The sequence below is a fragment of the Peptoniphilus stercorisuis genome (assembly GCF_017874395.1).
Taxonomy (GTDB): domain Bacteria; phylum Bacillota; class Clostridia; order Tissierellales; family Peptoniphilaceae; genus Anaerosphaera; species Anaerosphaera stercorisuis.
In genome coordinates, this window is sequence record NZ_JAGGLJ010000005.1 from 77,251 (window position 1) to 89,949 (window position 12,699).

The 12,699-nt window shown below is 27.6% G+C and carries 16 protein-coding genes; all 16 read left to right on the forward strand.

Annotated features, from left to right (window positions below; translation table 11 throughout):
• Positions 1–113: 113 nt before the first annotated feature.
• Positions 114–464 (forward strand): YlxM family DNA-binding protein, encoded by a 351-nt coding sequence (gene ylxM, locus J2Z71_RS03505; protein WP_210060469.1) that lies wholly within the window; start codon positions 114–116, stop codon positions 462–464.
• Positions 464–1,801, forward strand: a complete 1,338-nt coding sequence (gene ffh / locus J2Z71_RS03510) for a signal recognition particle protein (protein ID WP_210060470.1) — start codon at positions 464–466, stop codon at positions 1,799–1,801. Before ylxM ends, ffh begins: the two co-directional genes overlap by 1 nt.
• A gap of 58 nt (positions 1,802–1,859) precedes the next feature.
• Positions 1,860–2,153 carry a 30S ribosomal protein S16 gene (gene rpsP / locus J2Z71_RS03515; protein ID WP_210060471.1) on the forward strand — a complete coding sequence of 98 codons (294 nt, stop codon included), beginning with the start codon at positions 1,860–1,862 and terminating at the stop codon, positions 2,151–2,153.
• 24 nt (positions 2,154–2,177) lie between these two features.
• Positions 2,178–2,414 carry a KH domain-containing protein gene (locus tag J2Z71_RS03520; RefSeq protein ID WP_210060472.1) on the forward strand — a complete coding sequence of 79 codons (237 nt, stop codon included), beginning with the start codon at positions 2,178–2,180 and terminating at the stop codon, positions 2,412–2,414.
• The gene (gene rimM / locus J2Z71_RS03525; RefSeq protein WP_210060473.1) at positions 2,398–2,916 is read left to right on the forward strand and encodes a ribosome maturation factor RimM; all 519 of its coding nucleotides are present in this window, start codon (positions 2,398–2,400) and stop codon (positions 2,914–2,916) included. Before J2Z71_RS03520 ends, rimM begins: the two co-directional genes overlap by 17 nt.
• On the forward strand, positions 2,906–3,634 hold the full coding sequence (gene trmD / locus J2Z71_RS03530) for a tRNA (guanosine(37)-N1)-methyltransferase TrmD (protein ID WP_210060474.1): 729 nt from the start codon (positions 2,906–2,908) through the stop codon (positions 3,632–3,634). The genes rimM and trmD overlap by 11 nt, the downstream gene beginning before the upstream one ends.
• Before the next feature lie 5 nt (positions 3,635–3,639).
• Positions 3,640–3,987: a 50S ribosomal protein L19 gene (gene rplS, locus J2Z71_RS03535; RefSeq protein WP_210060475.1), complete on the forward strand. Its 348-nt coding sequence runs from the start codon at positions 3,640–3,642 to the stop codon at positions 3,985–3,987.
• Positions 3,988–4,095: 108 nt separating this feature from the next.
• Positions 4,096–5,742, forward strand: a complete 1,647-nt coding sequence (locus tag J2Z71_RS03540) for a glycosyl hydrolase family 18 protein (protein WP_210060476.1) — start codon at positions 4,096–4,098, stop codon at positions 5,740–5,742.
• Between the two features lie 73 nt (positions 5,743–5,815).
• Positions 5,816–6,454, forward strand: coding sequence for a zinc dependent phospholipase C family protein (locus tag J2Z71_RS03545; RefSeq protein WP_210060477.1), 639 nt, complete (start codon positions 5,816–5,818; stop codon positions 6,452–6,454).
• A 61-nt stretch (positions 6,455–6,515) separates the two neighbouring features.
• Positions 6,516–7,514, forward strand: a complete 999-nt coding sequence (gene asnA, locus J2Z71_RS03550; RefSeq protein WP_210060478.1) for an aspartate--ammonia ligase — start codon at positions 6,516–6,518, stop codon at positions 7,512–7,514.
• A gap of 95 nt (positions 7,515–7,609) precedes the next feature.
• Positions 7,610–8,371 carry a hypothetical protein gene (locus tag J2Z71_RS03555; protein WP_210060479.1) on the forward strand — a complete coding sequence of 254 codons (762 nt, stop codon included), beginning with the start codon at positions 7,610–7,612 and terminating at the stop codon, positions 8,369–8,371.
• Between the two features lie 46 nt (positions 8,372–8,417).
• Positions 8,418–8,909 (forward strand): crossover junction endodeoxyribonuclease RuvC, encoded by a 492-nt coding sequence (gene ruvC, locus J2Z71_RS03560; RefSeq protein WP_210060480.1) that lies wholly within the window; start codon positions 8,418–8,420, stop codon positions 8,907–8,909.
• 2 nt (positions 8,910–8,911) lie between these two features.
• The gene (gene ruvA, locus J2Z71_RS03565; RefSeq protein ID WP_210060481.1) at positions 8,912–9,502 is read left to right on the forward strand and encodes a Holliday junction branch migration protein RuvA; all 591 of its coding nucleotides are present in this window, start codon (positions 8,912–8,914) and stop codon (positions 9,500–9,502) included.
• Positions 9,503–9,507: 5 nt separating this feature from the next.
• Positions 9,508–10,524, forward strand: a complete 1,017-nt coding sequence (gene ruvB / locus J2Z71_RS03570; protein WP_210060482.1) for a Holliday junction branch migration DNA helicase RuvB — start codon at positions 9,508–9,510, stop codon at positions 10,522–10,524.
• The gene (locus J2Z71_RS03575; protein ID WP_210060483.1) at positions 10,521–11,654 is read left to right on the forward strand and encodes a SpoIID/LytB domain-containing protein; all 1,134 of its coding nucleotides are present in this window, start codon (positions 10,521–10,523) and stop codon (positions 11,652–11,654) included. Before ruvB ends, J2Z71_RS03575 begins: the two co-directional genes overlap by 4 nt.
• A 15-nt stretch (positions 11,655–11,669) precedes the next feature.
• Positions 11,670–12,692, forward strand: coding sequence for a tRNA preQ1(34) S-adenosylmethionine ribosyltransferase-isomerase QueA (gene queA / locus J2Z71_RS03580; RefSeq protein WP_210060484.1), 1,023 nt, complete (start codon positions 11,670–11,672; stop codon positions 12,690–12,692).
• Positions 12,693–12,699 lie beyond the last annotated feature (7 nt).

Sequence of the window (12,699 nt, forward strand, 5' to 3'; positions counted from 1 at the left end):
AAGACCAATTTTGGTCTTTTTTTTGTTTAAAAACTATTGACAAAGAGTGAGATAAAAGTTATTATAATAGAGGTCAAGGAAAAAGCTTGACCTTGAAAAGAATTGGTGATATTATGATTGAAAATGTTCTTGAAATGAATACTCTTTTAGATTTTTATGGAAAACTCTTATCCTATAAGCAATATAGAGCTATGGAAATGTATTATTTCTATGACTATTCTCTAAATGAAATTGCAGAGGATTTAGATATTAGCAAACAAGCAGTTTCTGATAATCTGAAAAGGGCAGAATCTAATCTAAAAGAATTTAATGAAAAATTACAATTAATAAGTTCTTATGAAAAAAGAAAAAGTAATAGAGAACAGTTAAAATCACTATTAGATTTATTAGAAAAAAAATCTAAAGATATAGACATAGATACATTAAATAAACTTAAGACCATAATTAATGAGGAGGTGTATTAATGGTATTTGAATCTTTATCGGATAAATTACAAAATACACTATCTGCACTTCGTGGGAAAGGTAAGCTTTCTGAAAAAGATATTGATGTAGCAATGAGAGAAGTTAAACTTGCTCTTTTAGAAGCAGATGTTAACTTTAAAGTTGTAAAAGATTTTATTAAAACTGTAAAAGAAAGATCTTTAGGATCTGAAGTTTTAGATAGTTTGACACCAGGACAACAAGTTATAAAAATTGTAAATGAAGAACTTACAAAATTAATGGGAACTGGTGAAGCAAAAATTGATTATTCAAAAAAGCCTACTATTATAATGATGTGTGGACTTCAAGGTGCTGGTAAGACTACTACATCTGGTAAGCTTGCGAACATGATGAAAAAAAATGGTAAAAGACCATTATTAGTAGCATGTGATGTTTATAGACCAGCTGCAATAAAGCAACTTCAAGTTGTTGGTGATAGTGTTGATGTACCTGTATTTTCCATGGGAGACAAAATAAGTCCTGTAGATATTGCTAAAGCAGGAGTTGAACATGCAAAAAGAAATGGAAATGATGTTGTATTAATAGATACGGCAGGTAGACTTCATGTAGATGAAAATCTAATGGAAGAGCTTATAGAAATAAATAATGAAGTAAATCCATCAGAAATACTATTAGTTTTAGATGCAATGACAGGACAAGATGCTGTAAATGTTGCTGCTTCTTTTGATGAGAAACTAAGCTTAACAGGAGCTATCTTAACTAAGCTAGATGGAGATGCAAGAGGTGGAGCTGCTCTTTCAATAAGAACAGTTACAGATGTGCCAATTAAATTTATAGCTATGGGAGAAAAACTAGATCAAATTGAAGTATTTCACCCAGACAGAATGGCATCAAGAATACTTGGTATGGGAGATGTTTTAAGTCTAATTGAAAAGGCTCAAGAAGCTGTAGATGAAGATAAGGCAAAAGAATTAGAAAAAAAATTAAGAGAACAAAGTTTTACATTTGATGATTTTTTAGATCAATTAGAACAGATGAAAAACTTAGGACCAATAGAAGATATTCTTGGTATGATACCTGGAATGGATAATAAAATGCTTAAAAATATCAATGTAGATGAAAAAGAATTTGATAAAGTTGAAGCAATTATAAAATCAATGACAAAGGCTGAAAGACAAAAACCAGAAATTATTGATATGTCTAGAAGAAAGAGAATTGCTGCAGGTAGTGGAACTTCACAAGCTGATGTGAATAAGTTATTAAAGCAATTTAAAGACTTAAGAAAAATGATGAAGCAGTTTGGAAATATGGGCAAGAGCATGAAAAAAAGAAAGTTTAAAATGCCTTTTCCATTTTAGTTAATTAGTTAAAATTTATATAATATATAGATTTATTTTATTTATGGAGGTGAACAAATTGGCAGTTAAAATTAGATTAAGAAGAATGGGAGCTAAAAAGAACCCTTTCTATAGAATAGTTGTTGCTGATTCTCGTAGTCCTAGAGATGGTAAATTCATCGAGGAAATTGGATATTACAATCCACTAACAGAACCTAAAAAGGTTGTTGTTGACGCAGAAAAAGTAAATAATTGGATTAAAAATGGTGCTAAACCTACAGACACTGTTGAGAGATTATTTGTTGAAAATGGTGTTTATGAAGCAAATGGAGAAGTACAAGAAGAAGTTAAAACAGAAGATGTTACAAAGTAGTAATCTTTTGTATGGAGGATTCAAATGGTTGAATTAGTTGAATATATTGCTAAATCTTTAGTTGATGATCCTAATTCAGTAAATGTTACTTCCAAAAAGGAAGAAGATGAGTTAAATATTTATCTGACAGTTGCTGAAAAAGATATGGGAAAAGTAATAGGAAAGCAAGGTAGAATTGCAAAAGCGATTCGTTCCATATTGAAAGCTACTTCTCTAAAGGAAAATATAAGGGTTAGTTTAGAAATTGAAGAAAATAAATGATTTTACAATAATAGGCAAAATAATAAATACAAGAGGCATAAAGGGAGAACTTAAAGTATTTCCAATGACTTCAGTTGTTGAAAGATATTCTGATCTTGATTATGTTTTTGTAGGAGAAGAACTTGAGAAGTATGAAATTTCAAAGGTTTCTTATACTGATAGATTTGTTTATATAAAATTTAAAGAATTTAATAATATTAATGAAGTTTTAAAATTTAAAGAAAAATTTCTTTATGTTGAGGATGAAAATAGAATAAAATTAGACGAAGATACATTCTTTATAAGTGATTTAATATCTTCAAAGGTATATAATACAGAAAAAGAATATATTGGAGAACTAGTTGATGTCATGGAGAATCCTGTTAATGATGTATATATTGTTAAAAGTGATGATGGTGATGAATATTTGATTCCAGCATTAAAACTTTTTGTAAAAAAAGTAGATGTAGAAAACAAAATTATTATTATTGACCCAATTGAGGGGATGTTAAATGAAATTTAGTATTTTAACATTATTTCCAGAATTCTTTGACTCACTTAATGACTATAGTATTATAGGAAGAGCGATTAAAGAAGAAAAAATAAAAATTGAATCAGTTAATATAAGAGATTTTTCTGAAAATAAACATGGACAAGTTGATGATTATTCCTATGGAGGCGGTCCAGGTATGGTTATGCAACCAGGACCTATTTATAGAGCTATAAAAAGTGTAAAACAAGAAAACTCAAAAGTAATATATTTATCTCCTCAAGGGAAGGTTTTAACTCAAGAAAAGTTAAATGAGTTATCAAGATTAGAGCATATAGTACTTCTTAATGGACATTATGAGGGAATAGATAATAGAATAGTGGAAAATTATGTTGATGAAGAGTTATCTCTTGGAGATTTTGTCTTAACAGGTGGAGAAATCGCCTCTATGACATTAATTGATGGAGTAACAAGACTTCTTCCTGGAGTTTTATCTAGTAAGGAATCTTATGAATCTGAATCGCATTATAATGGACTACTTGAGTATCCTCAATATACTAGACCACAAAATTTTAATGATTTTGAGGTGCCTGAGGTATTATTAAGTGGCAATCATAAAAAAATTCAGCAGTATAGAGTGTACCAATCTATAAAAGTAACATTAGAAAAGAGACCTGATTTAATTAATAGGTCAAAACTATCTGACTTAGAATTAAAATATTTAAAAGATATATTGGCCGAAGGGAGGTAAACTAAGTGGATATAATTAAAGCAATAGAACAAGAACAAATTAGAAATGATTTACCTAAAATCAATGTAGGAGATACAGTACAAGTACATTATAGAATAATTGAAGGTTCTAGAGAAAGAGTTCAAGTTTATGAAGGAACTGTTATTAAAATTCAAGGCGGAAGCTCAAGACAAGCATTTACAGTAAGAAGACTTTCTTACGGAGTAGGTGTTGAAAGAACATTCTTAATGAACTCACCAAGAATTGCTAATTTAGTAGTAACTCGTAAGGGTAAAGTTAGACGTTCAAAACTATACTACATTAGAGATAGACAAGGTAAAGCTGCAAAAGTTAAAGAAAAAACTAACTACTAAAAGATGGGACTATTATAGTCCTATTTTTAGTATATAAAGATTTTTCTTTTAATTTCAATCTCTAGACTATATAATAGTTTATATTATAAATATGACGAGGTAGATTAAATGAAAAAATTTTTTATAAGTATCCTTGCAATATTACTTATAGTTGGCGGAGTATTCTTCTTTTTAAACTCTAGAGGATCAAGTGATTCATCTAATAAATATAATCAATTTAGTTTTATTTGTGAAGGTGATGATATAGATAAAAAAGATTTTGATAGAATTGATGGACAATTTTATCTATCACTTGATTTTATAAAAGAAAAAATTGATGAAAATGTTAATTATGATAAAAATGAAAATGTAGTTATTTTTGCCAATGAAAAGGGAACTAAAAGATATACTTTAAATGAAAAAGAAGGACTTTTTAATTCTAAAAAAATTGAATTAAGAGATCCAGTTATAGAAAAAGATGGAAAAATAATGGTTCCAATTGAAGGATTTATCTATGACTATTCAGTAGATTTTAGATTTATTAAAGATAAAAAACTTCTTTTAATGGATTACAAAAATATTGATTATTCAATAGGCACTCCATCTGGTAATGGTGTAAATATTAGAGAAAAAGACAGTAAGTCTTCTCCAATAGTTAAGACTATTAATAAAGAAGATAAAGTATATGTATATGGAGAAATAGGTGATTTTTATAAAGTCCGTGAAATAGATGGTTACGCGGGATATATTAAGAAAAACCTATTAAATGTTGAGTTTCCAAAAGATAAATTTAAAATAGAAAAAGAAGAAAGTAAAAAAGAGGCTGAGAAGCCTCTTAATTTAACATGGGATTATACATATGGCCCACATAAACAAGAATCAATTAATTTAATTACAGGTATTAAGGGTCTTGATGTAATAGTTCCTACTTGGTTTTCTGTTTCAAATAAAAGTGGGGATATAATAGATCGAGGAAATAAAGAATATGTTTCTAAATATAATAATCTTGGAATTGATGTTTGGGGTTATTTAGACAATTCTTTTAATCCAGATATAACACATGAAGTTTTATTAAGTAGTAGTAAAAGAGAAAAAGTTATCTCTAAAACAATGGAACTACTTAACAATTATAACTTAAAGGGAATTAATATTGATTTTGAACATACTAAAATAGAAGATAGAGATTTAATAACTCAATTTGTAAGAGAACTATCTGCTCAAGCAAAGGCAAATGGTAAAGTTACATCTGTAGATGTTACTCCTCAAATAACAAATAATGTAGAAAAAGAACCTTATAATAGAAAAGAACTTGCAGAGGTATGTGATTATGTAATTGTAATGGCATATGATCAGCACTGGGCATCTTCTGAGAAGGCAGGATCTGTTGCTGAGTATAAATGGGTGGAGAGCAATATAAATATGCTTTTTAAATCAATTCCTAAAGAGAAATTAATACTTGGAGTACCATTTTATTCTAGAATATGGACAGAAGAAAATGGTAAAGTTAAATCTTCAACTATATCAATGGACCAGTCAAATAAATTATTAAATGAGAAAGATTTAATACCTAAATGGGATGATGTTTCTAAGCAAGATTATGTAGAATACACTGAAGGAAATAAAACATATAAAATATGGCTAGAAGATTCACAGTCTATTAAGTGGAAAGTATCTCTTGTAAATAAATATAATTTAGCTGGTGTAGGAAGTTGGAGAAAAGGGTTTGAAACTCAAGATGTTTGGGAAACTATATACAGAATAATTAATACAAAATAAATAAATATAGTAAATACTATTGACATTTGAGTCTTACTGTTTTAGAATTACTGTATATTTCAAAGAAGGGGAAGTGTTTAAAATTCTAGCACAAACACATAAAACTATTGCACTTGAAGTATATGACAAAATCGAAAAAAATTATAATATAAAATTAGATATAAAAAAATTATCTTGGGGAAGTATTGCTCCAGATTATTTACCATACTATAAATTAATAAGACATTACAAAAAAGAAAGTTTAGATTATATAGCAAATGAAATAGTGAAATTAATATTTCTTTGTAGATATTCAAGCTTAGATGAAGAAATAAATCCAGTATTATTAAAATATGTAAGTAAAAAGATGGGAGTTATTTCTCACTATTTATGTGATTATACATGTTATCCACATGCTTATAGAAAAACTTTTATGGGAAGTATGAAGAGTCATATTAAATATGAAGCTGATTTAAATCAATATGCTATTGGATATGAATTTATAAAAGACATTACAAAAACTCAAAAAATAGATCTATATGAAGATAGTAATTTAAAATTAGTTGAGAAAATAAAAGACTATATTAACTCTGTTGTAGATGAATACATGAATGCAGAAAGGTCTTTTGATACAGATCTTAATTATGCACTTGATTTAAGTCAAAATATTGCTTGTTTTATAGTTGAAACTGTTCTTAATTATTCTGAAGATATGGAATATCAATTTGTATAATAAGTTGTTAATTTAATTCTCTCATGTTAAATGAGAGAATTTTTTATTATTGGAGGTATATATGAGAAACAACTCGGAAGTTACAGTATTAAATTTAAAAGAAACTCAAATGGCTATAAAGTCATTAAAAGATTATTTCCAAAGAGATTTAGCAAATACATTAAATTTAGCTAGAATTTCAGCTCCATTATTAGTAAGACCTGAAACTGGACTTAATGATAATTTAAGTGGTGTTGAAAAAGCGGTAAATTTTGATATTAGAAAACATGATATAAATGTTGAAATAGTTCAGTCATTAGCTAAATGGAAAAGATATGCCTTAAAAGAGTATGGATTTGAGTGCTATGAAGGTTTATATGCTGATATGAATGCTTTAAGACCAGATGAAGTTTTAGATGAAATACATTCTGTATATGTGGATCAATGGGACTGGGAAAAAATAATAAAAAAAGAAGATAGAACAGATACTTACTTAAAATTTATTGTAAGAGAAATATATGAAGTTTTTAAAAGAGCAGAAGAATATATAAATCAAGTATATCCCTTTGCGCTTTCAAAAAAATTACCAGATGAGATATTTTTTATAACAGCACAAGAACTTGAAGATATGTATCCTGACTTTACAGATAAAGAAAAAGAAAATGCAATTTGTAAAGAAAAAAAGGCTGTATTTATTCAAGGAATAGGAAAAATATTAAACTCAGGAAAACCACATGATATGAGAAGTCCAGACTATGATGATTGGGAATTAAATGGAGATATTCTTTTTTGGAATCCTGTATTAAATAAGGCTATGGAATTATCTAGTATGGGAATTAGAGTAGATGAAGATTCTCTTGTAAAACAACTTAAAATAGCAGGCAAGGAAGATAGAATGACTATGCCATACCACAAGGCTCTTATTGAAAAAGAACTACCTTATACAGTAGGTGGAGGAATAGGTCAATCTAGGTTATGTATGTTCTTTTTAGAAAAAAGACATATTGGTGAAGTTCAGGCAGCTATTTGGGATGATAAAACAAAAAAAGAATGTTTGGAAAAGGGAATTAGACTGCTATAATTCAATATTATATTTGTAGTTTTATTTATAAAAATTGACAAAATAGTTAAAATTTATAGTATAATAATCATATAAGAATTTTTGGAGGAATGAATATGGAAGCAATATCAAAACTTAATATTAATGACAATAGTAATTATTGTTTCAAGGATATAAAGTCTTTCCTTATAAAAAAATTCTTATATGAGAATGATATTGAATGTATAAATATACTATTAAATATTTATAATATTGAAGATTCTATAGAAAATATTTGTCCATCATATATTTCTTTAAAACATTTAAAAAGAGATATTATTAGATTTTTAAAAAATAAAGAAGGTAAAGAGCTTATAGCTTATAATCTTAGTAATTTAATACATGATGATATAAATAGATTTGAACTCTTTATGTATCTAGAAGGATATAGACTTGGATTTAATGCAACGAAAAGTGCAAATAAGTTAGAATGTATAACTTTTAAGTATTTAGATCTTGAGGATATTTATAAGAGAAAAAAATTATTTAATTATGAAATGAATAATTTAGAAATATTAAATTTAAAAGAAAAGTTTTTAAGAACTTTAATAAAAGATGAAAAAGTAAAAAAACACATTCATGATATTGTCTATGGATTTGAGTTACATATATTAAAATCAAAAATTTATAATTTAAACTCACACTTAGACAAACAATTGGTTTTTGATTTTGAATCTTGTGGTTATATGTTTAAAGAGATGAATTCTTATTTAAGTAAAAAAGAATTATATGGACTAAATAAAAAGATAATTAAATTCTTATATATTGATGGTATAAGAGTTTTTCAAAATGCCTATTGGGATGGAATAAATGATCGAGTTATGAAGAGATATAAGTAAAAACTAAGTGTAAAAGCTTAGTTTTTTTTAAAAGTAAAGGAAGTTTATGAGAATATTAGGAATAGACCCAGGAATAGCAATTGTAGGATATGGAATTATAGATGTAGTTGGAAATAAATATAATGTTTTAGACTATGGAGCAATAACTACAAAAAGCGATATGCAATTTCCTCATAGATTAGAAAAAATCTATAGAGATTTAGATGAAATAATAAAAAAGTATGAACCTGAAGATGTTGCTTTTGAAGAGCTGTTTTTTAATAAAAATGTAAAAACAGCAATAACTGTAGGACAAGCTAGAGGTGTAGAAGTTCTTTGTGCTAAAATGAATAGTAAAGAGATTTTTGAATATACTCCTCTTCAAATAAAGCAAGCTGTTGTAGGTTATGGTAGAGCAGAAAAAAGACAAGTTCAAGAAATGGTTAAATTTATGCTGCATTTAGAAAAGATACCTAAACCAGATGATGTTGCAGATGCATTAGCTGTTGCTATTACTCATGCAGCCTCTTTAAAGTTTAAAGAAAGTTTTAGGATGTAGATATGATAGATTATATATTTGGTGAAATAGTAGAAAAATATAATGACAATGTTGTTGTAGAAAATAATAATATGGGATATTTAATTAGAATGCCTTTAAGGGATTTAAATGATTATTCAATAGGAAATAGCGAAAAAATCTTTACTAGAATGATAGTTAGAGAAGATGATATATCATTATATGGTTTTAAAAGTACTGATTCTAGGATTTTATTTGATTTGCTTACAACTGTTTCTGGAATTGGTCCAAAAGTTGGTATTGGAATATTATCAAATTTAACAGATTCTGAAATTAGAACTGCAATTTTAAATGAACAAAAAGAAATTTTAATGAAAGCTCCAGGAATTGGTAAAAAAACTGGAGAGAGAATAATACTAGAATTAAAAGATAAAATCTCTAAATATGAGTTTGATGAAAATATAGAATTAGATGAAGTTGAAACTATTAAAAATAATGATGATTCTCCAGCTCTTGAAGCACTTTTAACTTTAGGTTACAATAGTTATGAGTCTAAGAAAGCACTTGAAAAAGTAGATTCATCTTTAGATATTTCATCTAAAATAAAAGAAGCACTTAAATTACTTGGGAGGTAAATTTATTGGAAAACAATAGAATTATAGAACCCACATTAACTAATGAAGATGCTCCTATAGAAACTAGCTTAAGACCTAAATGGCTTGATGAATATATAGGTCAAGAAAAAGTAGTTGAAAAGTTAAAAATTTTTATAGAAGCTGCAAAAAATAGACATGAACCACTAGATCATTGTTTGCTTAATGGACCACCAGGGCTTGGAAAGACTACATTAAGTAATATTATAGCAAATGAAATGGGTGTAAATGTAAAAGTAACAAGTGGACCAGCAATAGAAAGGCCAGGAGATCTTGCAAGTATTCTTTCTAATCTTCAAGAAGATGATGTTTTATTTATTGATGAGATTCATAGAATAAATAGATCTGTTGAAGAAGTATTATATCCTGCAATGGAAGATTTTGCATTAGATATAATTGTTGGTAAAGGTCCATCAGCAAGATCAATAAGACTTGATCTTTCAAAGTTTACATTAATTGGAGCAACAACAAGAGCAGGACAGTTAACTTCTCCTTTAAGAGACAGATTTGGAGTTATTTTAAATCTAGAATTATATGATGTTGAGAGTTTAACTGAAATAGTTATAAGATCTGCTTCTATTTTAAATATAGGAATAGAAAAAGATGGAGCAATAGAAATTGCAAAACGTTCTAGAGGAACTCCAAGAATAGCAAATCGACTTTTAAAAAGGGTAAGGGATTATGCAGAAGTTAGAGAGAATGGTGTAATTACTAAAAGAGTTGCTATTAGAGGATTAAATCTTTTAGAAATTGATAAATACGGACTTGACAATGTTGATAGAAGAATTATTTTAACAATGATTGAAAACTTCTCTGGAAGACCTGTGGGAATAGATGCAATAGCAGCATCCATTGGAGAAGAAAGAATCACTGTAGAAGATGTTTATGAACCTTATCTTATGCAAATAGGTTTTATAAATAGAACACCTAGAGGTAGAATTGCTACAAAATCTGCTTATGAGCACTTTGGTATAGAGTATAGAGAACAGGAGAGTTTATTATGAAAAAAATAATTGTATTAGCTGTCTTATTAATTACATGTATTATTCCAATTAGTACTTATGCACAAGAAGGTAATTACTTAGATGTAAAAATAGGAAAAAGTTATTTAAACAATGAAACTGCAAAGATAAATTCAACAAAAGATATATATATTGTAGATTCAGATTTAAATAAAATTCAAAATTTAAATACTAAAGAAGTTTTAGTTACATTAAAAAATAATAAAATTGAATTTAAAAGTAATAATCAAGTATTTTCTAGTGATTTTCCACAAAATGGAAGTTTATTAATAGGAACAGATGATTATTTTAAAATGACTAATACTTATAGAGGCTATATCTCTTATAGAGTGGTAAATAATAAGCTTGCAATAATAAATCATGTTGAAATGGAAGATTATTTAAAAGGAGTTATTCCAAAAGAATTATCTCCAAGCTATCCAGAAGATGCATTAAAAGCTCAAGCAATATGTTCAAGAAGTTTTGCACTTAAAAATATTAACAAATATAAAAAATATGGTTATAATTTAGATGATACTACTAATTCTCAAGTGTATAGAGGAAAAACTGTAGAAGATATTAGAACAAATAAAGCAGTAGATGAAACTAAGGGTCTTGTAGCAAAATACAATGAAGAAATAGCAAATACAATATTTGGAGCTTCTTCAGGTGGAAAAACTGCAAATGCTCAAGAAGTTTGGGGTGGAAATTCTGTACTTTATTTAAGTTCAATGGAGGATCCTTATTCAACAAAATATATTTGGGAACACAGTGTAGATAAGAATAAAATAAATGATGTTTTATTAAAAAATAAAATAAATGTTGGAAATTTTTTAAATTTCAATGTAGCTGAAAAAGATGTTTCAGGAAGAAATAAAACAATTGAAATTATTGGAACGGAAAAAACTGAGAAGATAACTGGTAATAAATTTAGAAATATTTTTGGAAATACCAATTTAAAAAGTACTCTATTTGATATTATTAACTCTGATGAAAAAATAACTTTTAGTGGAAAAGGCTATGGCCATGGAGTTGGTATGAGTCAATATGGTGCTGTTGAAATGGCAAAACAAGGGAAAAACTATATAGATATTATCACTTTCTACTTCCCAGGAGTTACATTAAATAAATAAGTAGAAGGAGAATAGATGAGAACAAGCGATTTTAATTATGAACTTCCAAAGGAATTAATAGCACAACACCCTTTGGAAAATAGAGTAAATTCAAAACTTCTTTTGTTAAATAAAGAAACTGGAGAAGTTAATCATGAACATTTTTATAATATTATTGAACATTTAAAAGAAGGAGATGTTCTAGTATTAAATAATACTAGAGTTATGCCTGCAAGATTATATGGTCATAGAGTAGGTAGGGAAGAACATATTGAATTTTTGCTATTAAAAAGAAATGATGATGATATTTGGGAATGTTTATGTAAACCAGGTAAGAAAGCTAAGATAGGAACAGTTGTAGAATTTTCCGATAAACTTTCTGCAGAGGTAGTTGATATATCAGAAGATGGAAGTAGATTTTTAAAATTTAAATATGATGGTATTTTTGAAGAAATACTTGATGAATTAGGTGAAATGCCACTACCTCCATATATTACAGAAAAACTTGAAGATAAAGAAAGATATCAAACTGTCTATTCAAAAGTAGAAGGATCAGCAGCAGCTCCAACAGCAGGACTTCATTTTACTGAAGAATTATTAAAAAAAATTAAAGACAAAGGTGTAGAAATATGTTATATTACTCTTCATGTGGGCTTAGGAACATTTAGACCAGTTAAGGTAGATGATGTAGAAAGCCATCAAATGCATTCAGAATTTTATATGATTAGTAAAGAGGTAGCAGATACTATAAATAAAGCTAAGGATGAAGGTAGAAGAGTTGTAGCAGTAGGTACGACTTCTATAAGAACACTTGAAACTGTTGCAGATGATTTTGGAAAAGTTTCTGAAAAAAGTGGATGGACAGATATATTTATATATCCAGGATATAAGTTTAAATGTGTAAATGCACTTATTACAAATTTTCACTTACCAGAGTCAACTTTAGTAATGCTTGTATCAGCCTTTGCTTCAAAGAAGTATATAATGAATGCTTATAAAATTGCAGTAGAAGAAAAATATAGATTCTTCAGTTTTGGAGATGCAATGTTTATATATTAGGAGGAGC